The sequence below is a fragment of the Gordonia polyisoprenivorans NBRC 16320 = JCM 10675 genome, assembly GCF_000241325.1.
Lineage (GTDB): Bacteria > Actinomycetota > Actinomycetes > Mycobacteriales > Mycobacteriaceae > Gordonia > Gordonia polyisoprenivorans.
Map to the genome: position 1 here is coordinate 1 of NZ_BAEI01000044.1, position 24,130 is coordinate 24,130.

The following is a 24,130-nucleotide window of genomic DNA, read 5'->3' on the forward strand; positions in this document are numbered from 1 at the left end:
TCCGGGAACATCGCCACGACACCGGCCGGCGTTCGATCGCCCTTGTTCAGCCGGTCGGACGGTTCGACCATTCACAAGCCGCAGTTCACGTCGCGTAGCGGTCTCCTAGCAACCCGCCGCTTCAGCACTGCAACCTCGAACTATGACGCGCCGGCCGGGGAGCAGTGCTGGCCTGAGGATTCTGACAAGTTAGTGAGAACCCACAGGTGACAAGATCATGAGAAACCCCAGTTCGCGACTGACAAAGAGGATGAGATCCTACAAACGGGCGCGTTTGTGTGCCGACCCGGCCGATGTGTGTCCTGCAGGACACGCATTCCCGAAGTCGACCCACATTCAGGGATCGACCCGCCCTCCGACGCTGCTCGAGGCAGGTCGGGAAGGCCGACAGCGTGGAGGACTCACTTCCCGAACGCCCACCGGACCATCAGCGAGAGTTCCGTATTCCAGAACGCCCCACCGTGCGATCCGTCCCGCTCATGCATGACGACGTCCGCTCCGGCTCCGTGAAGTGCGGTCGCCCATCGCGCAGCGTTCTCGAGGAAGAACGATTCCGAGGTGCCCGCGACGAGATACACGCGCGGCAGTTGGACCGGCATGGTCACGGGCGGACGGTAACCGGCACCGGGCGACGCGCCGAGCGCCACGCCGTAGATCGACGGGTGCCGAAGCCCGAGAGCCAGCGCCAATTCGGCCCCGGCGGAGACTCCGAACACGGCAGTCCGCGCCGGCGGCAGGTCCACACCGAACCGCGACGCCACCCATCGTCGTACGTCGCCGACGAAGAACCTCTCATGCGCGGCGAACCGTTCCGGCGCGATCGGCGGCGAATACTCCTGCAGACGCACCGTTTCATCAGCCGATCGGTGCGTTCCGACCACCATGGTGGATTCGGCGGTGCCCGCGTCGAGCGCTTGCACCCGACGCCGGGTCGACTGACCATCGCCGGCGAAAACGATGGCCTCCGGCCTCGCCGGCGGGATATACACCGTGACGGGCCGACCACCATCGTAATCAAGTGTCTCGGTTGCGAATTCGCCAGCCATTGCAGCGTCGGTCGTCTCATCGTCCATCGTCACCCCTTGCCGGAGGCAAACGTGTGCGGACCTGGCGTCTGTGCGTCCTGCAGGACACACATCCCCGAAGTCGACACACATCCAGGAGATCGACGCGCCACCTCAAAACAACGTCCCCTGACCCGAACCCCGCGCGGAGCGTCGACGCGGGACCGGCGGAGGTGATACAGCAGGCCCATCCGCCATCTCCATACCGATCCAGCAGCACACCACGTCGCAGACGTAGTCGAGTTCCGCGGCCGTCAGCGCGCGTCCCGTCGCGATCCCGTGCAGTCGGTAAAGGCAACCCCGACAACAGGTTCCGGTGGCGTGCTGCGCACGGAACACCGGGTGACCACCCCACGGCGTCTGTTTTCCGTCGTTGCGCGGATATGCCGGGGCAAGTCGGGCACCCAGCAGATCGGCGGCGTGAATTCGAATGAGCTTCATGCCGTCTCGGGTGACGATGGCCTGCTCGTGGCGTCGCAGATGAAAGCGGGAGCGGAACCGATAGCCGGTGATCCGCTGCACGACGGCGCGGACCTCCTCGGTTGGCTGCTCATGCATGGGACCAGGTTAGAGGCGCGTGACGTCAATGGCTTCGGCTCGATGGTTGATCCGGCTCAGAACCGACGCGATATTGCCGTCACAATCTCCGATTGGCGTCAATTCGTCCGATCGGCAAAGCCTTCGGGCAACGCTCCCGGTGCCACCGAAATCACCGACTCGTCGTCGGCGCCGACGAATTCGAACAAGGTGATCCGGGCGAACTCGGGCACGACGAACATCGGATAGGTGGGCCCGGCGTCGCGCAGGGCGCGCATCTCGTCGAGGTGGTCGTTCTGGAACACGACGGTGGCGGAGCCGTTCTCCTCGACCCATCGTGGGAAGAAGATCGTTCCGTGCAGTCTGCGCTTTCCCGGCAGGACGTTGACGACGACGCTCGTTCCGGTTGGCTCGTTCCAGGACACCTTGTACACGTCGTCGTCGAGCTGCACGAGGTCGACGCGTTGATCCTTCACCCACCGACCACCCACCATCCCTGAATGAATGCGGTAGTCGATCGTCGACGCGTTCTTCACGTACATCTCGTACTGCCACCCATTGGCGTAGGTGTAGATGAAGCGATGCCCGACGAGTCCGGACAGGTCCTGGATCGGCTCGATGTTGCTCATGGTGCCGATTGTGCCCGCGTCCATCCAAGGCCCTTCCCACCCCGGGGACGACGCCTCCGAGTAAACGGACTAGAGTCCTGTTAGACCTATCGTTAGGAAGGTGAACCACCCATGCCTCGTACCTCGAAGAATTCCCGGGCACTCGATGCCGGCCTGCTGACCCTGCGCGTCGCGGTCGGGGCCACGCTGTTCGCCCACGGCACCCAGAAACTCGCCGGATGGTTCGGCGGCCCCGGCATCGACGGCACCGCCGCCGGGATGGAGAAGATGGGCTTCGAGCCGGCCAAGCCGTCGGCGGTGGCCGCCGGCATCAGTGAGGCCGCGGGCGGACTCGTCGTGCTCGGTGCGGGCACCCGGGTCGCGGCGGCCGTCGGCACCGCAGCGATGATCGCCGCCGCCGACGTCCACCGCCCGAGCGGATTCTTCTCGCAGAACGGCGGTTTCGAGTATCCCGCGGTTCTCGGATTGTCCTCTGCTGCAATCGTTCTGACCGGCCCGGGGCGCTACTCGCTGGACGCCGTCGTCAAGCACCCGCTCGCGCACGAGAAGGTCGGTGTCGCCGCGCTGCTGGCATCGGTCGGCGGCGCCTTCGGCGTCCTCTCACGCCGCAAGAAGGCTCTGGCCGCACAGTCGGCCTGAGCCCGCCATCAGATCACCGTGAACCGCACGGTGCACGTCACCGGCGCAACCGGCACCAACCCCTTGGGTTGAGCGCTGATCGACACGTCGAGCGGGCCCACCCCGGGGTGGAGGTAGAGCGTCGGCATGCTCGACATGTCGACGAAGGGCATCAGCAGCTGGTAGCGCTGAATCGTGTCGGAGAATCGTTGGGAGCCATGCTGTCCGGACACCGGATTGCGCCAGGTGAGTGTGCCGCTTGCCGAGTAGGGGGCGAGGAACGTCACCGGCTTGGTCAAGTACAGCGTCACGCTGTTGTGGACGATCGGCTTCTGGGTCTGCTGCACGCGGATTCCCACGCTGTAGGGCAAATCGACGATGTTGGGACTGACACCCTGACAAGTGCGGTCATCGAGCCGGCCGAGGGTGTCGTCGGCCGACGCGGTACCCGCGCCGATCAGCATTCCCGCCGCCGTGGCGACCGTGAGCGCTCCGGCTACCAGCCGGTTTCTCCATGTGCTGTTCATGTGCTGAGTATCGGCTGTGCCTTCACGATCGTTAACTCGACTAATCGAATCGTGATCCCGTCGTTCCCGAGACGCGACCCGACGACGGGAACCCCTACGGGATCGGCCAGTCGGTCGTGGCTCGCGCAGCCGCCACCACGTCGTCGGACAATTGCGACGGATCGACCCGCCGCGTCTTCTCCCACGCATGGTGCACGGGGCAACGCTGCACGCGCATCGGCCCGAACCGCGCGGCCTTGAACGAGCCCAACGGCCACCAGATCGTCGAGTAGTAGGCGCCTCGATCGCACCGGACGATCACCCTGTTCATCTCGACTCCGATCACCGAATATCCAAGGGTCGGTAAACCGCCGGAAAAGTGACCCCAAAGAGCTGGGTCGAATTGTCGCAGTTCTCCCAATCATTCTACGCCGCAATGCAATTGGTGAGAATAATCTCAGGCAATCCTTACCCCACGAAGGGCAGCCAAGGCATACCTTTCTTTCTCATGAACTGGGCTGACGCGGTGCCGAATCTGCTGATCGGACTCCGGGAAGGGCTCGAGGCCGGACTGGTCGTCAGCATCCTGCTCGCCGCCCTGCACAAGGCCAATGCCACCCTCCCCGCCGGACGGCAGGTATCGACCGCCGCGATCTGGCTCGGCGTCCTCGGTGCGGTCTCGCTGGCCGGCAGCTTCGCGGCGGTACTGACCTACTCCACCACCATCCTGTCGAGTTCGGCGCAGGAGGCGATCGGGGGCGCGCTCAGTGTGGTCGCGGTCGTTCTGGTGACCGGGATGATCTTCTGGATGCGCAAGACCGCACGGTCGCTGTCGGGGCAACTGCGCGGCGACGTCGAACGCGCGCTGGCCATCGGCGCGGGCGCGCTCACGCTGACCGCGTTCTTCGCCGTCGGTCGCGAGGGTCTCGAGACGACGCTGTTCCTGTGGACCGCGGTAAAGGCGTCGGGATCGACGGTGGCGCCGTTGATCGGCGCCGCCATCGGTATCGTCATCGCAATCACGTTGTGCTGGTTGCTCTATCGGCGAGCGATACACCTCGACCTCGGCAAGTTCTTCACCTGGACGGCACTGGCGCTCATCGTCATCGCGGCGGGCGTCCTCGCCTACGGCCTCGGCGACCTGCAGGATGCCGGACTCCTACCCGGAAGCTCGTGGGTCGCCTTCGACCTGTCGGCCCACATCGATCCCACCTCTTGGTGGGTGACGCTGATCAGCGGCACCACCGAGCTCACCCCCAAGATGACGGTCCTGCAGATCGTGGCCTGGGCCGTCTACCTCGTGGTGGTGCTGACGATGTTCTTGCGCGCCGACGCCGTTGTCCCGGCTGCCGCGAGCGCCCCTGAGGCGAACCTCGCCGCGCGCGACACCACCGAGCCGGCACGGCCACGATGGGAACGGTGGGCCCAGCAACGCACCCTGCCGGTTGCCCTGACACTGATCGCGGTTCCGGTGCTCGTCGCCGTCGTGGTCATCCTCGCCCTCCCCACTCCCACGTCGACCGACACCGCCGTGACGGTCACCGCGGACAGCTGTGCGCACGAATGGAATTCGGCGCATTCGGGTACCCAGAGCATCGACGTGGCGAACAAGTCCTCGCACGCCGGGGAGATCAACCTCGACGACGCGTCCGGCGGTGTCGTCGGTGAGATCGAGACACTGGGGCCGGGAACCACCGCAACGCTCACCGCCACGCTCGGGTCGGGGACGTACTCGTTCGTGTGTCTGATGCCGGGGGGCACCACCCGCAGCGCGGCGGTGACGGTGACCGGGCACGACGTCGCGAATGTCCTTGCCGTCAAACCGGTCACCATCGCCGACCTCACCGGCCCCAACAATGCCTATCAGGCGTATGCCGCGCAGACGCTGACGACCCTGGCAGGTGACGTCGCCGCCCTGCGTTCGGCGGTGGCATCCGGAGATCTCGCGGGCGCCCAAAAAGGTTGGCTGACGGCACAACTCGACTGGGAGCGGGTTGGCGCCTCCTACGACAGTTTCGGCGACAAGGGGCAGGCCGTCGACGGATTGCCCGATGGTCTTCCCGGCGGGGTGAACGATCCGGGGTTCACCGGACTGCACCGCGTCGAGTACGGCCTCTACCACGGTCAGGGACCGTCCCAGTTGCTGCCGGTGATCGACCAATTGACCACCGACATCGGCGTCGTCCGGCAGAGTCTGACGACCGACGACGAGGCCGGTGATCCGACCAACCTGCCGATCCGGGTCCACGAGATCCTCGAGGACGCCCAACGCGACCACCTCTCCGGGATCGACGATCTGGGCTCGCAGACCGCCTATGCGGCCACCTCCGCCGACACCCAGGTCACGCGCGTGGTGCTCGCCGAGGTCGCCCCGCTGGTGCAGGCTCGCGACCCCGGTTTGGTCGCCACCATCACCCGAGGTCTCGACACCCTCGACGCCGCGCTGAACACCACCCGCACCCCCAACGGCTGGCAGCCCAGCGACACGGTGACCCTGGCCCAACGTCAGCAGGTCAACGCCGCGCTGGGCGCCGTGCTGCAGTCGTTGTCCGACGAGCCCGGGCTGCTCGAGGTCCCGCCCAGCTCGTGACCGCCACCGACCTGATTCCTACTACCTTGTAGCGAGAGCCGAGAACCCCACATGCGCAAGCATTTCGACCCCAGCCCCTCCGCGGTGAACCGACGGAGTTTCCTGCGTGGCGCGGCCGCCGGGACCGCAGGTACCGCGTTGACCGCAGGGCTGATCGCCGGTGGCGTCGCCGCCGATGCACGCTCGGCGGACTCCGGTCCGTCCGAAAGTGATTCGTATCCTTTCCATTCCGAGCATCAGTCGGGAATCCTGACACCGGGCCCGGCCGACAAGCAGGCGTTCTCGGCCGTCGCCGCCTTCGACGTCGTCGACGGCACCTCGCGCGCCGACCTCGTCGATCTCATGAAGACGCTGACCACTCGTGCCCGCACCCTCACCGCAGGCGGCGCACCGACCGATTCCGGGGTGTCGGCACCGCCCGCGGATTCCGACGTGCTGGGCCCGCAGATGCCCGCCGACGGACTGACCACCACACTGGGTATGGGTGCGAGTCTGTTCGACGATCGGTTCGGTCTGGCGTCGTCGAAACCGGTGCAGCTCAAGCCGATGCGGGTGTTTCCCGATGACTCCCCGGATCCGGCGTGGATGCACGGCGACCTCTCGTTGCAACTGTGCGCCAATCACCCCGACACCATTCATCACGCGATCCGCGACATCACCCGTCACACCCGCGGCGCGATGCAGATCCGGTGGAAGATCGAGGGATACAACTCGCCGCCGCGCCCTTCGGGGACGGCACGGAACCTGTTGGGGTTCAAGGATGGTACCGCCAACCCGACCGGGTCCGAGGCGCAATCGCTGGTGTGGGTGGATGATCCGCGTGAACCGCGGTGGGCTCGGGGTGGCAGTTATCAGGTGGTGCGACTGATCCGGATGCTCGTCGAATTCTGGGACCGCGTGTCGATCAACGAGCAGGAGAACATGTTCGGCCGCCGCCGAGACACCGGTGCACCACTGGACGGCAACGCCGAGTTCGACACCCCGAACTACGCGGCCGACCCGAAGGGCACCGTCATCCCGCTCGACGCGCACATTCGCATCGCCAACCCTCGCACACCGGCCACCGAGAACCAGCGCCTCATCCGCCGCTCCTACAACTACGATCTGGGCGTCGACGCGAACGGCAACATCCAGGCCGGCCATGTCTTCCTCGCCTATCAGCAGGACGTGGTGCGCCAGTTCGAGACGATCCAGTTGCGCCTCGTCGGCGAGCCCCTCATCGACTACGTGCAGCCGTTCGGGGGTGGCTATTTCTTCGTGGTACCCGGTGTCCGCTCGGCCGACGACTGGTACGCCAGTGGCCTGCTGGCCTGACAGCGGTCAATTCCGCCGGTCGGTGATGGCTAGGATTGGTTGCACCACCATGGTCGTGTGCACACGGCCGTACCACCAGTACCTGCGGGGTGAGGATGCCGAAGTCACCGCAATCGGTCACCCCTGTCTCCACCGGGCTCGACCGCATATTCTCGCCCTGGCTACGCGTCGACGACCTCGATCCCGTCGGCCCGCTGTGGCGGGCCGCGCAGATCTTCCGGCTCGCATCCTTCTGCTATGCATTGGGCTTTCAGATCGTCGTGAACCACGACCTGGATCGGCCGGGCCTGACGTGGGCGTTGTTCGGCTTGTTGGCCGTCGCCAACATCTGGTGGGCGGCGGGCTATCTCGTGGGATTCGGCCGGCGCTGGTGGTTCGTGGCGTCGGAAGTCGCGGTCTCGGCGGTGATGATGCTGTCGACCTCCTACGTCGCCGACATGGCTTGGGTGGCGAACAACCAGACCTGGCCGACGACACTCTGGATGACCAATTGCGTTCTCTCCAGCGCACTTCTGGGCGGGCCCTGGTGGGGCCTGCTGGGCGGGGCCGCGGTGGGGTTGACCAACTTCTATGTGAAGGGCGAGATCATCCTCAACTTCGGCCGCAACGCCACCGCCTTGCTGCTGTTGATGACCGGCATGGCGATCGGGCTCGCCGCGTCGCGGGCGCGCGTCACCCATGAACGGCTGACCATCGCGATCCGCGCGGCCGCGCAGGCCGCCGAACGCGAACGCCTTGCCCGTGAGGTGCACGACGGCGTGCTGCAGGTGCTGGCACTGGTCGCCCGACGAGGCACCGAGATCGGTGGTGAGACAGCACAACTCGCGGCTCTGGCGGCCCAGCAGGAGCAGCGCCTGCGCCGGCTGATCGCAGCGCGGCCGGTCGACGGTGGCTCCGACGCGCAAACCGATCTCGCTGGAGCGCTGCAAGCCCTGGCCGCCGACGGGGTGTCGGTCAGCGCACCGCCCGATCCGGTTCCGCTACCGGCAACGGTTCTCGCCGAGGTCATGTCGGCCATCGACAACATCCTCACCAATTCCGCGCTGCACGCCGGGCCGGAGGCACACAGTTATGTCCTTCTCGAGGATCTCGACGACGAGGTGATCATCAGCGTCCGCGACACCGGGGTGGGGATCGCGCCGGGTCGGCTCGCGCAAGCGAGAAGTGAAGGCCGGATGGGTATCGATCGTTCGATCGTCGGACGCATCGAGCACCTCGGCGGCAGGGCACAACTACATTCGGCGCCGGGCATGGGAACCGAGTGGGAGCTGACGATCCCGGTGGAGAAAGGCCGACGGCGATGACAGTACGTGTGATGGTGGTCGACGATCACCCGATGTGGCGCGACGGGGTCGCCCGCGACCTGACCGACGAAGGGTTCGAGGTGGTCGCCACCGCCGATGGGGTGCGCGCGGCAACCGTCCGCGCCGCGGCGGTCCAGCCCGACGTGGTGCTGATGGACATGCAGATGCCCGACGGCAGTGGCGCGCAGGCGACCACCGAACTCCTCGCCGTCTGCCCGGGCGCCCGGGTGCTGGTGCTCTCGGCGTCCGACGAACGCGACGACGTCCTCGACGCCGTCAAGGCAGGTGCCACCGGTTATCTCGTGAAGAGCGCTCACCGCGACGAATTGGTGGCGGCGGTCCGCGCAACCGCCGAGGGGCAGGCCGTGTTCACGCCCGGCCTGGCCGGGTTGGTCCTCGGCGAGTATCGGCGGATCGCGCGCGATCCGGGCCCCGACACCCCCGTACTCACCGACCGGGAGACCCAGGTGCTGCGTGAGGTCGCCAAGGGTCTGTCGTCGAAGCAGATCGCCACGAGGCTGTCGATCAGCCCGCGTACCGTCGAGAACCACGTGGGCGCGACCCTGCGGAAACTACAGCTGGCCAACCGGGTCGAATTGGCCCGGTACGCCATCGAACACGGCCTCGACGACGACTGAACACCATCCGACCGAACGACGCCGACCAGGGCTCCTCCGCAGGTCAGCGGGCTTCACTCACGGCATCCGGGTAGATCTACTCAAGATCGGCAGCCTCCGGGCCAGCACAGTTGTCCCCATGAACCACACACCTGCCCCCGGCGGGCCCACGCCCGCCCCGAGTGACACGACGGTCACGGTCCTCGAGCGGATCAGCGGCCAGTTTGCCGACATCGCCCGCTCCATGACCTCCATCTCCGACGACATGACCACGTTGCAGAGCATCCTCGGTGCCGCGCCCGTCCCGCCGCAGCCGTCTCCTCAACCGGTTCCGCCGCAAGCCGTCCCGCCCTCGCCTCATCACCATCAGCCGATGCCTGCGCCCTATGCGATCCCCACCTATCAGCCGGTGCGGCCCGCACCGTACGCGATGCCGGCGGGACCGATGCCGGTCGGACCCATGCCGGTTGGGCCGATACCACCCCGTCCGCCCTATCCTCCGGCCGGCCATCGTCCACCGATACCACCGAGAAAGACGATGTCCGAACGGATCTCGCAGGCCGCTGAACGTGGACTCGTCGGCAAGCTCCTTGCCGCGGCCGGCGTCGGGATCACGTTGATCGGCGTGGTGCTGTTACTGGTTCTGGCCGCGCAGGCCGGTCTGCTCCGGCCGGAGCTACGGGTGGCCGGCGGCGCACTATTGGCTGTCGCACTCGTCGGCGTCGGTGCCGTTCTCGGCCGAGATGCCAGAAGGCGTTCGGGTGCTGCGGCTCTCGTTGCCACCGGCGTGGCCACCGCGCTGTTCGACGTGCTGGCGATCACCGCGATCTATCACTGGGTACCCGACTACGCCGCGCTCATTCTGGCGGCCGTCATTGCCGCAGGTGGTCTCGGGATCGCGCACTGGTGGGACAGCCAGGCACTGGCGTTGATGGTCGGAATCCCGCTGGTGGTGTTCGCGCCGTTCATCACCGGCGAGATCGACGACGTGCTCGTCGGTTTCTTGCTCGGTTACACCGCCGCCACTCTGTGGATTCAACTGGGACGCAACTGGATTGCGATGTTCGCAACCAATACGGCGGTCGCCACGCTCCCCCTGTGTTACGCGGTGGTCGAGGGCATGCTCACCTCCCCGGATGCTGTGCAGTGGTTCGTCGTCATCGCTCTGGGCCTCAACATGCTCCTTGCGACGGGCTCGGCGCTTGTCCTGCTTCGTAGTTCGACGCAACCGCTGATCGTGACGCTCGTCGCGAGCGCCACTTTGGTGCCGATGCTCGGGGCAACTCCGGTCGCAGGACCGATGGTCGCCTCGATCATGCTGGCGCTGACAGCCGTCGTTTTGGCGACTCTGGCGCTGGGTACCGACCACCTGCGCGGTGTCACATCCGCGGTACGGACGGTGTGGCTGGCGGCAGGTGCGGTTGCCACCTGCGGTGCGCTGATGGCCGGTCTCGACGGCCCCGGTCTCGTCATCGGGCTTGCCGGCGTCGGCTTCGTCGTCGCTGTTGGCGCTTGCGTCACAAATCAATTGGCGTTGCAGTTGCGGATCGTCGGCACCGTGTTCACCGGCCTCGCGCTGTTGGGGTCGATGTCCCTCGGAGCCATCGATCGCATGGTGCTCAGGAACTCGTTGTCAGCGACCACGCAGGCTCAGTTGGTGATCGTCGCGGCGGTATCGCTTGCCGCGGTCGCCACGCTGACCTGGTCGTGGGCCCGCGTTCGTCGCTGCGACGTGCCCACCATCGGGACCATCGGCAGCCTGATCTCTCTGGGACTGGTCACCGAGATCTGCGTCGGCCTCGGTGGCGCCATCAGTGGCGGCGCTGACAGCGGGTTCCGCGCGGGACACACCGTCGCGACCATCACATGGGTGCTGACCGCCGCAGCCGGCCTCATCTGGGCTCGTCGACTCCACGGCTCGTCCCGCACCCTCACGGTGACGGTGAGCCTGGTGATCGTCGCCGCCGCGGTCGCCAAGTTGTTCCTCTTCGACCTCGCCGCCCTCGACGGGCTGTTCCGGGTCATCGCCTTCATCGTCGTCGGATTGCTCCTGTTGACGCTCGGTGTGGTCTACGCACAGTCGTTGAACTCCGACGACGGCCGGGCGCATCCGAGGACCCCGTGACCGTCGTGGCCTCGCACTCAGCTGCCGGCCGCAACGATCTGCTCTGCCAGACCATCGAATTGGTGTCCACCCGAGGGATATTCATGGACGCGGCCCGACGGCAGCAGCGCAGCGTTGAGGGCGAGGTGATCGGCGCCGACGACCATGTCATCGCGGCAGTGGTGCAACGAGACGGCGATCGAGGGCTGCGGACTCGTGAGTGCGTATTCGGCGAGATCCCAGCCGTCGGGGCCCCAGTTGGGCATGGCCAACAACATCACCGACGCCGGGGTCGGTCGGGCCGTCTCCGCGAGAACCCGCAGCAGGATCGACGCTCCGAAGGAATGACCGACGACGACGTCATCGGCGCGCGTGCGCGAGAGCGCGATACGGACGGACTTCGCCCAGCTCTCGTAGGACATGTCGTCCGCAGGCATCCGCGGGTAACGCACCACCGCGTTGAGCGCGGCGCCGAGTTCGTCGGCGAGCGTGGCGTCGTCGACGAATCCGCCCGCTCCGTGCAGAAACAACAGTCGTCTGGTCATGATGGCCCCCTTGCGTCGGAGAGTTGCTCACGAGGTTGACCACCGGGACCGACAGAACTCATCGGCCCGTTTTCCCGACGGTTGAGAACTCCTTCCCCCCCGATGGTCAAGGGCTTTCATCACCCGACGCCTGGCCTTCCCCCGAAGGTCGAGCGCTTCCATCACCCGACGCTCGCCCCTTTCCCCGATGGTACGGATGACGGCCGTTTCCTGACCGATGTTCGACCGTTCCTCCCCGGTGGTCGAGGTGCGAGCCGCGTGCGGCGAGCCTCGAGACCCGGCGAGATGACAAGTATCGCAACCACATCGACGCCCACTTGACGCGCGCGGAAAGAGTTGTCCACAGATTTCTCGAGCCGCGCGATCGCCGCGCCGGTTTTGTCGGTACCCCTTCGTACACTTGTGCCCATAAGTTCGATCACCGATCGCGGGAGGGGGTATCTGATGTCGATTGTGTTGACGTTCACTGATCCGGATGCCGACGCTGCCGCGATCACATCGATGTCGCGCGACGAGCTCATCGAGACCGGCCCTGATCTGTTGCGCCAATCGCGTCAGCACGAGGCCCGGACGGTCCTGGCTGCCGCTGCGCTGGCGGAGCGGGTGTATCGCGAGCACCTCGCCGGGCGGTCCGAGACCGGCGTATGGGGGTCGGTGATCGAGCACGCCGACAAACTCGCACGCGCCGAAGTGTCTCTGCAGTTCAAGGTCTCCCGCAGCAAAGCCGGGAGTTGGGTGGCATTGGCGGATCTGTTGGAGAAGTTCCCGTTGATCCGTGCCGCCTACCTGAACGGGGACTTCTCCACGAACCGCGTCTCCATCATGGTGCGGGCTGCGCAGCGTGCCGGGGACATCGACACCGGCGACGACTCCGGGTTGACGTTCGAGGAAATCGTGTTGGATCACGGGTCCCGGGCGAGCACTGATCCGGTGTTGGCGCAACAGCTCGAGGCCGCGCTGATCTCCATGAGCCCCGACAGTGTGATCGAGGACCGCGAGACCATCACCGACCTGGTCGAGAACGTGACCATCACCCCCGATGTTGCGGGGCACTCCGACCTGGACGCGGTCGTGCCTGCGCATTATGGGGTGTTCCTCACAACCCAGATCGAGGCGCTGATCGATGAACGCACCTGCCGCAAGGACCCGCGACGCGTGGGATCACTGCGGGTGATCGCCCTTGGGGAGATCACCGGTGTGCCGGGAGCGCACCTCGACTGCGAATGCGGCTTGGAGAGTTGCGCCAAGGGCCGTTCTGTCGATAGGAACGACTCCGCCGAAACACCCGCTGACGCCGAGGACGCGCACGCGTGGGACGACCGTCTACCCGAACCCGCCGATGCCGACGCACCCGAACTCGATCCGGTGGAGCCCGTCGTCGAACCCGAGATCCCCGACCCAATGAATCCACCGACGCCGGATGAGGTGCCGGTGGCATTCGGACGTTCCCTGGTCGTACCCGGCGCACCCGTACTGACGGTGTTGAAGGACCCCGACGGGATTCTCGTACCCCGGTTGCAGGGATACGGGCCCATCGACCCCGACTACGCCACCACCCTCGCCGACGTGGCCAAGACCATCCACTACCCCGAATCCGCCCGGGCCGCGGGACCACTCATCCCGCAGATCTCCGACCGACCCCAAGCCCCACCGGCGGATCCGACCGGACACGGTGGTCACACCGTGCCACCACCTGGGGCATTGACCTATGCACCCAGCGCCACATTGCGCGCTGAGGTGCTGGCCAACGACGCCTGGTGCCGATTCCCGTACTGCGGCAGGCCGTCACACCTGTGCGACCTCGACCATTGGCGACCGTTCAACCACACCGACCCCGAAGCCGGAGGGTGGACGGTGCTCGGTGACCTGATCCCACTGTGCCGGGCCGATCACCAACGCAAACACCTCGCCGAATGGGTGCCGACGCTCTACACCGATCGGCGGGTGGAGTGGCGGAGTCGGTGGAGTGGGCAGGTGATTGTCACTTATCCGCGGTGACGACTTCTTTGTCTGTGGTGTGGAACCAGCTGCGGCTCACCGGGTCTCGAGGCTCCTCGGTGGCGCTCGTCGCACCTCGACCACCATGAAAAGGCACCTCGACCATCGGGGGACAGGGTCTCGCCCGCACAGTAATTAACGGGTTCGGGTCGTGGCGTCCTGGCATGCGGAGTTGACCGCGGGCATGACTTGCGGGCGGAAGCCGGTACCTTTCCGAATGGTCAGCAGCGCGACGAGACCACCTGCGGCGCAACACACTGCGGCGATGATCATGGCGACCTGGAATCCGCTTCCGAGTGGCTGGCCGGGTCCGGCGTCGAGGCCGGCGACTGCGGGTAGGACAGCGACTGCGAGGAGACCGGCGAGGCGGGCGACCGCATTGTTCACACCGGAGGCGGTGCCCGCACGGCTGTCGTCGACAGCGGCCAGTGCGGCGGAGGTCAACGGTGCCACCGTGATTGTCATACCGAGCCCGAACATCACCACCCCGGGCAACACACCCCCCAGATATCCAACTCCGGGTACGGCACGCGCCATCAGTCCCAAACCAACTGCGGCCACAAGGGGTCCCACGGTCATCGGAAGGCGAGGCCCGGTGCGCTGCGCGATCTTTCCCGACAGCGGCGACCCGAACAGCATGATCACCGTGCTCGGGAACATCGCAGCACCCGCTTCCAACGCCGAATACCCCATGCTCTGCTGCAACTGCAGGGCAAGCAGGAACAGCGCTCCACCGAGCGCGGCATAAACAAGCAGGGTCGTCAGGTTGGCTCCGGTGAACTGACGTGACCGAAACAGGCTCAGCGGCAACAACGGATCACGCACCCGCAGCTCGACGATCACGAAAACAACCAGCGCCGCGCACCCGACTCCGGCGGCGCCGACCGACAGCGCAGACCAGCCCCGGGCAGGTCCCTCGATGAGCGCGTAGATGACTCCTGCCAGCCCCAGAATCATGGTGCCGGCGCCGAGCACGTCGAGCCGTGCATGCTCGGTCTGATCACGCGACTCCGGAACATGGCGCAGCGCAATCCATATCGCTCCCGCCGCCAGCGGGACACTCAGATAGAACACCCCACGCCATGACACCGAATCGACGAGCCACCCGCCGACGAACGGCCCCAGCGCACTGGTGGCCCCGGACATCCCGGCCCACAGGCCGACCGCGGCACCTCGATCGTCGGGCGCGATCTCCGAGTTGATCAGCGCGAGACTACCCGGAACGACGGCGGCCGCTCCGACGCCCTGCACGAGACGGGCGACGACGAGCCACTCGATACTCGGGGCGAGTGCGCAACCCACCGACGCGACCGCGAACACCACGAGCCCGCCGACGAACACCGCCCGCCTGCCATATCGATCACCGGCCACCCCGCCCACCAGCAGCAACGCACTCAGGGTGAGCATGTACCCGTCCAGAACCCATTGCTGCCCACGCAGATCCGTGTCCAGATCACGCGCGATCGCCGGCAAGGCGACGTTGACGACGGTCCCGTCGAGGAACGCGACGCCGGAACCCAGGACGGCTGCGACGATCAGCCAGCGGCCGCGCGCCGACGCGGCGGCAAGCGTGCCCGACTGATCATCGTGGCCGTCGGAGGTCATCGGCCCTTACGCGCCCCGTAGTCGCCGGCAGCCAGTGCCCACAGCACCAGTACCGGTTGACCGAACAGGCGCCCCAATCGCTTGGCATCCGAATCGAGTCCGAAAGCGTCGATGTGCGCGACATATTGGTGGATGTTGCCCGGGAACACCGCGATGAAGAACAGCGCCGTGATGCCGGCAACGATCCGCCGGTACCTCGGCAAGGCGATGAGCGCCGCACCCAGACCGATCTCCACCACCCCGGACGCCAAGACGGTGGCATCCTTGCCGAGGGGTACCCAATCGGGCACCTGCGCCTGGAACTCGTTGCGCTGGAAGGTCATGTGTCCGATGCCGGCAAGCGCGAGAACAGCACCCAACGCGGTTCGGGCCACGGCACGGCCACGGGTCTGGGGCATCGGGGATGGGGCCGGCAGACTACTCGTCCAGATCATCGGTGGCCGTTTTCAGTCGTCGGCCAGTGAGAGCGTGACCTCGACGTTGCCGCGGGTCGCGTTCGAGTACGGGCACACCTGATGAGCCTTCTCGACGAGGTCGCGCGCGGCTGCGGCGTCCACCGCGGGCAGACTGATCTCCAGATCGACGGAAATGCCGAACTTCCCGGCGTCGTCGGAATCCAACGATACCCGCGCGCCCACAGCCGAATCCGTGACGTCGGCCTTCTCCGACCGTGCCACCATCCGCAGTGCACTGTGGAAACACGCCGCGTATCCGATCGCGAACAGTTCCTCGGGATTGGTGCCCTCGCCGCTTCCGCCGAGTTCCTTCGGCGTGGCCAGATCGAGATCGAGGCGGCCATCGGCGCTGCGCCCGTGCCCGTTTCGGCCGTCACCGGTGGCGAGCGCCTCGGCGGTATAGAGATGGTTCATGCTGATACTCCCTTGTTGTCGGACTTGTCGAGGTTGTTGAGCCTGTCGAGCTCTCCGATGAGGTTGTGGAGCAACGATCGGAGCGGAACGACGTCGTCGGGAACGAACTCCGGCTCCCCGGGCTGGTCGGCCGCCGCGGTCAGGCCCTCCAGCAGTGCCGCCAGAACGCAATCCGACCGCTCCCCCAGCGCCGTGCCGGCCGGCGTCAGTTCGACGATGATCGACCGCTCGTCCTCCGTCGAACGCCTGCGTTCGACGAGACCGGCCCCCTCGAGCCTGCGGACCAATGGCGACACGGTTCCGGAATCGAGGTGCAGACGTTCACAGAGCCGGCCGACCGCCACCGACCGTTCTTCCCACATCACCAGCATCACCAGATACTGCGGATAGGTCAGTCCGAGTTCTTGCAGCCCAGGCCGTTGCGCGGCGATGACCGCGCGCGAGGCGGCGTACAGCGCGAAGCACAGTTGGTCGTCGAGACGAGGAGTCGCCATGTGTCTGACCATAACCCTTAACTAGGTGCCACACAACTAGGTGTTGCACAACCTAGTTGCCAAAACCATTTTCACCCTCACTCGACCTCGACGCGTACCGCATCGGGATAGAAGGCCAGATGATCGGCGATCTCGGCCACCGCCCGATAGGGCTCGGCGTAGAACCACGCCTTATCCGGGACCTCGGTACCGTCGGCCTCGCGCAGACCGTGATAGCCGGCGTCGCCCTTGTACGGGCAGTAGGTGCTGTGCGCACTCGTGGTGAGCACGTCGGCGACGACGTCGTCGCGCGGAATGTACTGCACCGGTGGATAAGTGGCCTCCCGCAGCGTCATCGCGTGCGTGGTGTCGGCGATGAGTTGCTCGCCCAGCCACACCCGTACCCGGCCGGGCGTCGGTTCGACGGTGATCGGATGGGTGGCGTCCGGGGTGAGTCGTGGTCGGTCGCTCATGATGCCTCCTGTTGATGGTCGGTTATCTGTCTGTCTTCGAGAAGCCTTGCCGCAGTGCGCAGATCCGCGCCAAGCGCGGCGGGAGCGAGGACGCGGATGCCGAACAGTCCGGCAACGGCGACCAACGGCACGGTCAGATGGGCACGTGCCCGCACGAGCGTCGAATGTTCGCCCTGCGCCTCGAAGTCGAGACTCAACGCCGCATCGACCGGTCCCCACCGCCCGATCTCGCGCCACCGCTGCGCTCGGCGGCTCTCCACGACCTCCATGGTCGGCCGGACGAAGGGGACGGCGGTGACATCGATCCAACTCGAACCGGCCTCACCCGGTTCCCCCACATCGGCCTCGTCGGCGACCCGGAGCAGGCTGGCCTGCCATTCGGCGCGGCGGCCGGGATCGCTGAGATAGTCGTATGCGACCTCCGAGGCGACACCGAATTGCACTGTCACATCGGCGATCTGCAGACGGGCCGTCGACTTCATCCCGACGCCGTCAGAGTGCGGGCCAGGACTGCGGGCCCGAACTGCCCGCGGGGTAGTCCTCCAGCGGCACCTTGTTCGCCTCCCACGCGTCGATCACGGGTTGCACGATGCGCCAGCATTGTTCGGCCGCATCACCGCGGACCGCGAGGGTGGCGTCACCGTCGAGGATGCCCGAGAGCACCTCGGCGTAGGCCCGGACCGACCCGTGACCGAGGTCGGCGTCGAAGTCGATGGTTTTGACGGCGAACGGGTTGGTGCCGTCGTGGATGTTCAGCTGCACGTTCATCACATCCGGACCGAGCTTGAGCCGCAACACATTCGGTGCCACTTCGGTGCCGAACTGCGCGGGTAGATGACGCACCGGCCGGAACGTCAGCGCGATCTCCTTGACCGGCGGCGCCAGGGCCTTGCCGGAGCGCAGCGTGAACGGCACCCCATCCCAGCGCGCGGTGCGCACGCCGAACGTCGCCTCGGCCAGCGTCTCGGTGTGGCGTGCGGGATCGACGCCCTTCTCATCGACGTAGGACGGCAACTGCTTGCCGTCGACCTCTCCCGCGGTGTAGCGCGCCCGACGGGAATGGGCGACCGCGTCGTCGCCCCAGATCTGCACCGCACGCAGCGCCGCGCCCGTCGCATCTCGCAGGTCGCGTTCGCCGAGCGTCGCCGGCGAATCCATCGCCACCACGGCGAGCAATTGCAACAAGTGGCTCTGCACCATGTCCCGCAATGCGCCGGTGCCCTCGTAGAAATCGGCACGCCCCTCCAGCCCGAGATCCTCGTCATAGCGGATGACGACGGACTCGATGTGGTCGGCCGACCAGACCGGCTCGAACATCCGGTTCGCGAAGCGCACGCTGAGCAGATCGAGCAGCACCGACTGCCCGAGGAAGTGGTCGACGCGAAAGACCTGCTCCTCGGGGACGAGTTGGGTGAGCAATTGGTTCAGCGCGTGCGCACTGGCCTCGTCGGTGCCGAATGGCTTCTCCGGGGCGAGGATCGTTCCGTCCGGAATGTCCACATCCCGCAACGCTTCACACGATTTCTCGGTGACCGCCGGCGGCACCGCGAAGTACAGCACGGGACGTCCCTTGGCCTCGCCGAGGAGCCGCGACAGATCGTCGGAATCGGTCAGATCGCCCTGCCGGTAGACGGTTTCGTCGGCGAGAGCCAGGGCGCTGGGGCCGGCATCGTCGCCGAACGCCTCGCGTACCTCGCCGCGCCAGGTGTCGGCGTCACGCTCCGATCGACCGACCCCGATGAGATGCACCCGGCGATCCGGCTCCCGGTCGAGCAACTGCCCCAGGGCGGGCAACAGCAGCCGCTTGGTCAGATCACCGGTGGCTCCGAAGATGATCAGGGTGGTGTCCGTCATGGCTTCTCCTGGTGATCATGTCCGGTGAACACCGGACCGGTGGACGCAGCAGGCCTCGTCCGAAGCCTACTCACACCCGCGACCGCGCAGGTGTGGATGCGAGCTCGGGCGGGTACCCACCGCGGTAGCAATGCACGTCGAAGGAAAGGAGCTCGATGATGTCGGGCACGGAGCCGATCGATGACCTGTGCGCCACGATCTCCCATCTGGCCGACGGCGATCGGACCCGCACGCTGGCCGTCGCCGAATCGCTGACCGGAGGAAACATCGCCGCGGCGTTGAGTCGGGCGGAGAACTCGGGCGCGTGGTTCGCCGGTGGCATCGTCGCGTACCGCCCCGAGGTCAAACACGGGCTGCTCGAGGTACCGCCCGGGCCGGTCGTCTGCGCGGAGGCGGCGTCGGCGATGGCCACCTCGACGGCGCGTCTGCTCGGCGCCGACGTGGCGGTCGCGGTCACCGGTGAAGGAGGGCCGCAGCCGCAGGAGGACGAGCCGGGAACGGTGTGGTTCGGCGTGTTCAGCGGCGGCCACGCCGAGACGCGGCGTCGCCGATTCGAGGGCGAACCCGCCGAGATCGTCGAGGCCACCACCATCGAGGCGCTCCGATTGTTCGTGTCGACGCTGACCTGAGAGGCCCATGAGCCGGTCGAGTGAGGGCAGAATCGACGGATGACCACCCGCATCGAGGACCTCGGATTCGTCGGCGACTGCCGGACGGGGGCACTGATCTCCCGCACCGGACGCGTGAACTGGCTGTGCGTCCCACGATTCGATTCACCGTCGATCTTCGCGTCGCTGCTCGGCTCCCACGAACACGGAAGCTGGTCGCTGAAGCCCGCAGGCGACGCGACCCCGGTCAGCCGCCACTACGACGGCAACACGCTCATCCTGGTCACCCGGTGGGAAACCGAAACCGGTGTCGCCGAGGTCCACGACTTCATGCCCGTCGACGGCGGGCGCGTCGACCTGGTACGCCGCGTCGTCGGGATCACCGGCACAGTCGAGTTCACGACATCGCTGCGCATGCGCTTCGACTACGCCCGGTCGGTCCCCTGGGTACGTCAGGTCGGCGAGGACGAACCCGCCCTCCTGGCGATCGCCGGACCGGATGCCGTGATACTCCGCGGCGTCACCCTGCGCGCCACCGACCACGTCCACCGCGCAGGTTTCTCCGTCGACGCCGGCGAGCACCGCGACCTCGTCCTCACCTGGTATCACTCCTACCGGCCGCAACCCGCACCACTCGACGTCGACACCGCCCTCGAGACGACACGACAGTGGTGGACCGAGTGGGCGAGCCACATCGAACATCAAGGGCCGCACCGCGATCGGGTGGTCCGATCCCTGGTCACCCTGCGCGCACTGTCGAACCTCGACACCGGTGGCATCGTCGCCGCCGCCACCACTTCGCTACCGGAAATGCCTGGCGGGGAACGCAACTGGGACTACCGATATGTGTGGCTACGGGATGCGGCACTGACGCTGGACGTCCTGATCTGCCACGGCTTCCTGCATGTGGCCGATCATTGGCGCACCTGGTTGATGCGTGCGATCGCCGGTGACCCGAAACGGGTACAGATCCTCTACGGCATTGCCGGAGAACGTGATCTGCCCGAACGCGAGTTGCCGCTGCCCGGCTACGAGAACTCGACCCCGGTCCGGGTCGGCAACGCCGCCGTCGACCAGTTCCAGGCCGACACCATCGGCGAGGTGATGGTCGCGCTACACACCGCGCGGACGGCCGGACTCCCCGAGACGGATTTCTCCTGGCCCCTGCAACGGCACCTGCTCAAGCGCGTCGAGGCCTACCTCGACCAGCCCGACCAGGGCATCTGGGAGATGCGTGGCGAACCGAGGTTCTTCACCCATTCACGGGCCCAGGAGTGGGCGGCCTTCGACCGCGGCGTCAAGGCGATCGAGGACTTCGGCCTGACCGGCCCGCTGGACAAGTGGAAGCGGCACCGCGACGATCTGCGAGCCGAGATCGACAGCCGCATGGTCGATCCCGACGGCGGTTACTTCGTGCAATACGCGGGGACCGGCGAGGTCGACGCCGCACTCCTGCAACTGCCGCAGATCGGTTTCTGCGCGCCGGACGACCCGCGGATGCTGGCCTGCGTCGAGCGCATCGAACGCGACCTGATGCCCGACGGACTGGTGGCCCGCTATCGCTCCGAATCGGGCGTCGACGGCGTCTCGGGCACCGAACACCCCTTCCTGGCGTGCACGTTCTGGCTCGTCGAACAGTACGCCCGCAGCGGGCGCGTCGAGGACGCCGAGACACTGATGACCCGGGCCTGCGACACCGCCAGCGACCTCGGGTTGTTCTCCGAGGAATACGACCCGGGCGACCGGCGGCAGGTGGGCAACGTCCCTCAGGCCTTGTCGCACCTGGCCTTTGTGCGTGCCGCGGACGCCTTGGCAGGTGCGGTCGACTGAAAGTGCCCACGAAAGCTGCAGCAGACCATGATCATTGCTGCGGCACAGGCGAATTGACGAACCAGAGGATCTCTTCACGCATGCCGCGGCTGCGCCAGCCGTCGGCGGTGCGGACCATCGTGTGGTGGTAATAGCCGCCGCACGTACTCAGCTCGTCGAAGCCGGGTATCTGCATCGGGTTGTAGAACTGCGCGGTGACCGTGGCGGTGTCACCGCTGATGGTCGCGTCGATGTTCATCACGTAATGCATGGTCATCGGCAGTGCCGAGAGTCCCGCCTCCAACCACTCCACCACCTCGTCGACGGACCCGACGATCCCGAACGGCGATGAGCGGTAGTCGATCGTCGCGTCGGCGGTGAACAACGAGCGGTATCGCTCCCAGTCGCGGGTATCCACGGCCCTGGCGTACCCGGTCAACAGGTGCTGTATCTCCAGCGTGTCGGCCACGCGCTGCGCATCCATGGCGTCCGACGCTACCCGGCTCTCACGAACTGCGTTCCCGATCGTCGAACTCCTCGGCCGCGACGATCCGTGCCGCCACCTCCGCGACCGGGGTGTTGGACTCCTGGGAGAGGCGCCGGATGATCTCGAAGGCCCGGACCGCGTCCACGCGGAAGCGCTCCATGATCATGCCCTTCGCCTGCCCGATGAGGTCTCGGCTGGCCAGCGCGCTGCGGAACTGCTCGCCCCGGTGCGCGGTGTTGAGCGCTATCGCCGCATGCGTCGCGAGGGTCTCGGCCAGATCGCGGGCCTCCTCGTCGAAGGCGTGCGGGGTGCCGGAAAACAGATTGAGCGCACCGAGTTCGCGGCCGGACACATACAGCTGGATCGACAGATTGGACCGGATCGGGGTGCGTTCACGCACCGCCCGCATGAGTTCGGGCCACCGCGGCTCGGTCTCCACGTCGTCGATGCCGACGATCCGCTCGTTCCAGATGGCCTCGAAGCACGGGCCGTCGCCATACTCGTGCTGCAGCACGTCGAATTGGCGGGCGATCAGATCGGTCTCGGCCGTCGACTCGAGCGTGGGTGTACCCGCCGCATCACGCACGACCATGGTGAACCCGGCGTGGTCGACGTCGGGCAGGATCTGCACCGCCGATTCGGTGACGTGTCGGATGACGCGGTCCGGCCCGAACTCCGCCTCGGACACCCCGTGGACGGCGCGCGCGAGTTCGGCGATCTTCGCGTGGATGGATGCGCCGGAGTCCTCGGTGTGCGTCACCCTTCCCTGCGTACTCCCATTCACCCCCGTCCGCAGCCGACCGACGGGACCAAGGTCCCGAATCCGCGGCCGGTATCCGCAAAACGCCTGGACCGCACCACTGCGCGGCGGCAGCGAAGGTGACGCGGGTGGGGCAGGTGAGTAAGGTGATCATGCCCGAGCCCGCTGGCACTTCTACTGGATTCACGTGTGGAGGTTTCTCAGTGCTCGATGACGCCGGACGTGATGCTGCCTTCGACGCCACGGCTCGCGCCCACAACGTCGGGAGTTTCCGCTTCTTCTTCGCCACGCAGCGATGGGAATGGTCCGACGAGGTCGCCGCTCTACACGGCTACGCTCCCGGCGAGGTCGAGCCGACGACCGAACTGATGGTCGGTCACAAGCACCCCGACGATCGCGAGGACTTCGAGCGCCTCGTGGAGCGGATGCTCTCCGAGCACAGCCCGTTCTCCAGCCGACACCGCATCATCGACACGCGCGGCGTGCTCCATCACGTCGTGGTGATCGGGCATCCGCTCCTCGATGCGTCGGGGGTCGCAATCGGCACCGAGGGCGTCTACCTGGACATGGACGGGTGGGAGACGAACGTCGTCAAGGATCAGATCGACCACCACATCAACCGTTTCCGCGAGAGCCAGGGTGTCATCGAGCAGACGAAGGGAATGATCATGTTCGCCTACCGCGTCAGCGCCGAGCAGGCCTTCGAGGTACTCAAATGGCGATCGCAGACCACGAACGTGAAGGTCAGCAGCCTGTGCCGCAGCATCCTCACCGGCAGCCAGGCGATCGAGGTACCCGACGCCGTCCGGCAAGACTTCGACCACCTGCTACTCACCGCCCACGAGTCGGTCGACCCGGTCGAGTCCGAGGGGGCACAGGTGATCGAGCCATGAAGCCCGTGATCGAGCACAGCACGGCGAGCCCGGACCAGGTGTGGTCGGTCCTGTCCGACGGCTGGCTGTACTCGTCGTGGGTGGTCGGAGCCGCCCGCATCCGACAGGTCGACGCGGGGTGGCCGGCTGCCGGCACCCGTATCCACCACTCGGTTGGCGCGTGGCCCGCGCTGCTCGACGACAAGACCTGGGTTCGTCGCATCGACACCACGAGCCCGGACGCCACCACGCTCGAGTTGTCCGCGGCCGCATGGCCGTTCGGCAGGGCGCGCGTGGTCGTGACGGTCCGGCCCGACCCCGACGGCACACAGCTGGAGATGGTCGAGCACGCCGAGACCCCGCCCATGTCCTGGTTACCCGACGAGGTGCAGCACCTCGCCATGGCACCGCGGCTGCGCGAGTGCCTCCGCCGGCTGGCGTCGATGGCCGAAGGTGTCGATCGCAAGGCCTGACGCGCACCCGGCCAGGTCAGG

26 protein-coding genes are annotated in these 24,130 nt (G+C 66.7%); 11 read left to right on the plus strand and 15 right to left on the minus strand.

Annotated elements, in window-relative coordinates; genetic code table 11:
* Positions 1-401 precede the first annotated feature (401 nt).
* From GOPIP_RS12060 to GOPIP_RS12070, 3 genes are all read right to left on the minus strand, one after another.
* Positions 402-1,073 carry an alpha/beta hydrolase gene (locus tag GOPIP_RS12060; protein WP_006369932.1) on the minus strand — a complete coding sequence of 224 codons (672 nt, stop codon included), beginning with the start codon at positions 1,071-1,073 and terminating at the stop codon, positions 402-404.
* Between the two features lie 105 nt (positions 1,074-1,178).
* Positions 1,179-1,622: a DUF4186 domain-containing protein gene (locus GOPIP_RS12065; RefSeq protein WP_006369933.1), complete on the minus strand. Its 444-nt coding sequence runs from the start codon at positions 1,620-1,622 to the stop codon at positions 1,179-1,181.
* 98 nt (positions 1,623-1,720) lie between these two features.
* Entirely contained in the window at positions 1,721-2,230 is a 510-nt protein-coding gene (locus tag GOPIP_RS12070; protein ID WP_170320198.1) for a phenolic acid decarboxylase, read from the minus strand.
* A gap of 111 nt (positions 2,231-2,341) precedes the next feature.
* Between GOPIP_RS12070 and GOPIP_RS12075 the strand changes: the two genes are divergently transcribed.
* Entirely contained in the window at positions 2,342-2,869 is a 528-nt protein-coding gene (locus tag GOPIP_RS12075) for a DoxX family protein (RefSeq protein ID WP_006369935.1), read from the plus strand.
* A gap of 8 nt (positions 2,870-2,877) precedes the next feature.
* On the opposite strand, the gene GOPIP_RS12080 is transcribed toward GOPIP_RS12075, so the two are convergent.
* Together GOPIP_RS12080 and GOPIP_RS12085 are read right to left on the minus strand one after the other, a co-directional pair.
* Complete coding sequence (locus GOPIP_RS12080) at positions 2,878-3,375, minus strand: hypothetical protein (protein ID WP_020173278.1); 498 nt, start codon at positions 3,373-3,375, stop codon at positions 2,878-2,880.
* A 94-nt stretch (positions 3,376-3,469) separates the two neighbouring features.
* The gene (locus tag GOPIP_RS12085; protein ID WP_006369937.1) at positions 3,470-3,685 is read right to left on the minus strand and encodes a hypothetical protein; all 216 of its coding nucleotides are present in this window, start codon (positions 3,683-3,685) and stop codon (positions 3,470-3,472) included.
* A gap of 177 nt (positions 3,686-3,862) precedes the next feature.
* On the opposite strand from GOPIP_RS12085, the gene efeU reads away from it, so the two are divergent.
* From efeU to GOPIP_RS12110, 5 genes are all read left to right on the plus strand, one after another.
* Positions 3,863-5,944, plus strand: a complete 2,082-nt coding sequence (gene efeU, locus GOPIP_RS12090; RefSeq protein ID WP_035727868.1) for an iron uptake transporter permease EfeU — start codon at positions 3,863-3,865, stop codon at positions 5,942-5,944.
* 51 nt (positions 5,945-5,995) lie between these two features.
* Positions 5,996-7,258, plus strand: coding sequence for an iron uptake transporter deferrochelatase/peroxidase subunit (gene efeB, locus GOPIP_RS12095; protein ID WP_006369939.1), 1,263 nt, complete (start codon positions 5,996-5,998; stop codon positions 7,256-7,258).
* A gap of 95 nt (positions 7,259-7,353) precedes the next feature.
* Positions 7,354-8,562 carry a MacS family sensor histidine kinase gene (macS, locus tag GOPIP_RS12100; protein ID WP_006369940.1) on the plus strand — a complete coding sequence of 403 codons (1,209 nt, stop codon included), beginning with the start codon at positions 7,354-7,356 and terminating at the stop codon, positions 8,560-8,562.
* Positions 8,559-9,200, plus strand: a complete 642-nt coding sequence (locus GOPIP_RS12105; protein ID WP_006369941.1) for a response regulator — start codon at positions 8,559-8,561, stop codon at positions 9,198-9,200. Before macS ends, GOPIP_RS12105 begins: the two co-directional genes overlap by 4 nt.
* A gap of 118 nt (positions 9,201-9,318) precedes the next feature.
* Positions 9,319-11,304 carry a DUF2339 domain-containing protein gene (locus GOPIP_RS12110; RefSeq protein WP_006369942.1) on the plus strand — a complete coding sequence of 662 codons (1,986 nt, stop codon included), beginning with the start codon at positions 9,319-9,321 and terminating at the stop codon, positions 11,302-11,304.
* A gap of 17 nt (positions 11,305-11,321) precedes the next feature.
* On the opposite strand, the gene GOPIP_RS12115 is transcribed toward GOPIP_RS12110, so the two are convergent.
* The gene (locus GOPIP_RS12115) at positions 11,322-11,828 is read right to left on the minus strand and encodes an alpha/beta fold hydrolase (protein ID WP_006369943.1); all 507 of its coding nucleotides are present in this window, start codon (positions 11,826-11,828) and stop codon (positions 11,322-11,324) included.
* 444 nt (positions 11,829-12,272) lie between these two features.
* On the opposite strand from GOPIP_RS12115, the gene GOPIP_RS12120 reads away from it, so the two are divergent.
* Complete coding sequence (locus GOPIP_RS12120) at positions 12,273-13,826, plus strand: HNH endonuclease signature motif containing protein (protein WP_006369944.1); 1,554 nt, start codon at positions 12,273-12,275, stop codon at positions 13,824-13,826.
* Between the two features lie 135 nt (positions 13,827-13,961).
* Here GOPIP_RS12120 and GOPIP_RS12125 read toward each other — a convergent pair whose 3' ends face one another.
* The 7 genes from GOPIP_RS12125 to GOPIP_RS12155 form a co-directional block, all read right to left on the minus strand.
* Positions 13,962-15,431: a DHA2 family efflux MFS transporter permease subunit gene (locus tag GOPIP_RS12125; RefSeq protein WP_006369945.1), complete on the minus strand. Its 1,470-nt coding sequence runs from the start codon at positions 15,429-15,431 to the stop codon at positions 13,962-13,964.
* Positions 15,428-15,829, minus strand: a complete 402-nt coding sequence (locus tag GOPIP_RS12130; protein ID WP_020173272.1) for a DoxX family protein — start codon at positions 15,827-15,829, stop codon at positions 15,428-15,430. Before GOPIP_RS12130 ends, GOPIP_RS12125 begins: the two co-directional genes overlap by 4 nt.
* A gap of 48 nt (positions 15,830-15,877) precedes the next feature.
* Positions 15,878-16,300: an organic hydroperoxide resistance protein gene (locus tag GOPIP_RS12135; protein ID WP_006369947.1), complete on the minus strand. Its 423-nt coding sequence runs from the start codon at positions 16,298-16,300 to the stop codon at positions 15,878-15,880.
* Positions 16,297-16,794 carry a MarR family winged helix-turn-helix transcriptional regulator gene (locus GOPIP_RS12140; RefSeq protein ID WP_014361767.1) on the minus strand — a complete coding sequence of 166 codons (498 nt, stop codon included), beginning with the start codon at positions 16,792-16,794 and terminating at the stop codon, positions 16,297-16,299. Before GOPIP_RS12140 ends, GOPIP_RS12135 begins: the two co-directional genes overlap by 4 nt.
* Before the next feature lie 77 nt (positions 16,795-16,871).
* Positions 16,872-17,246, minus strand: coding sequence for a DUF427 domain-containing protein (locus GOPIP_RS12145; RefSeq protein WP_006369949.1), 375 nt, complete (start codon positions 17,244-17,246; stop codon positions 16,872-16,874).
* A complete protein-coding gene (locus GOPIP_RS12150) occupies positions 17,243-17,728 on the minus strand; it encodes an SRPBCC family protein (RefSeq protein ID WP_006369950.1) in 486 nt (161 codons plus the stop codon). The genes GOPIP_RS12145 and GOPIP_RS12150 overlap by 4 nt, the downstream gene beginning before the upstream one ends.
* A gap of 10 nt (positions 17,729-17,738) precedes the next feature.
* The gene (locus GOPIP_RS12155; protein WP_006369951.1) at positions 17,739-19,100 is read right to left on the minus strand and encodes a glucose-6-phosphate dehydrogenase; all 1,362 of its coding nucleotides are present in this window, start codon (positions 19,098-19,100) and stop codon (positions 17,739-17,741) included.
* Between the two features lie 155 nt (positions 19,101-19,255).
* On the opposite strand from GOPIP_RS12155, the gene GOPIP_RS12160 reads away from it, so the two are divergent.
* Positions 19,256-19,729, plus strand: coding sequence for a CinA family protein (locus GOPIP_RS12160; RefSeq protein WP_006369952.1), 474 nt, complete (start codon positions 19,256-19,258; stop codon positions 19,727-19,729).
* Positions 19,730-19,768: 39 nt separating this feature from the next.
* Positions 19,769-21,538 (plus strand): glycoside hydrolase family 15 protein, encoded by a 1,770-nt coding sequence (locus GOPIP_RS12165; protein ID WP_006369953.1) that lies wholly within the window; start codon positions 19,769-19,771, stop codon positions 21,536-21,538.
* Positions 21,539-21,569: 31 nt separating this feature from the next.
* On the opposite strand, the gene GOPIP_RS12170 is transcribed toward GOPIP_RS12165, so the two are convergent.
* Positions 21,570-22,001 carry a nuclear transport factor 2 family protein gene (locus GOPIP_RS12170; protein WP_006369954.1) on the minus strand — a complete coding sequence of 144 codons (432 nt, stop codon included), beginning with the start codon at positions 21,999-22,001 and terminating at the stop codon, positions 21,570-21,572.
* A gap of 22 nt (positions 22,002-22,023) precedes the next feature.
* On the minus strand, positions 22,024-22,764 hold the full coding sequence (locus GOPIP_RS12175) for a GAF and ANTAR domain-containing protein (protein ID WP_006369955.1): 741 nt from the start codon (positions 22,762-22,764) through the stop codon (positions 22,024-22,026).
* Between the two features lie 203 nt (positions 22,765-22,967).
* Here GOPIP_RS12175 and GOPIP_RS12180 point away from each other — a divergent pair, with 203 nt between their 5' ends.
* Positions 22,968-23,657: a PAS and ANTAR domain-containing protein gene (locus tag GOPIP_RS12180; protein ID WP_006369956.1), complete on the plus strand. Its 690-nt coding sequence runs from the start codon at positions 22,968-22,970 to the stop codon at positions 23,655-23,657.
* A complete protein-coding gene (locus GOPIP_RS12185; protein ID WP_006369957.1) occupies positions 23,654-24,109 on the plus strand; it encodes an SRPBCC family protein in 456 nt (151 codons plus the stop codon). The genes GOPIP_RS12180 and GOPIP_RS12185 overlap by 4 nt, the downstream gene beginning before the upstream one ends.
* The last annotated feature ends 21 nt before the right edge of the window (positions 24,110-24,130 follow it).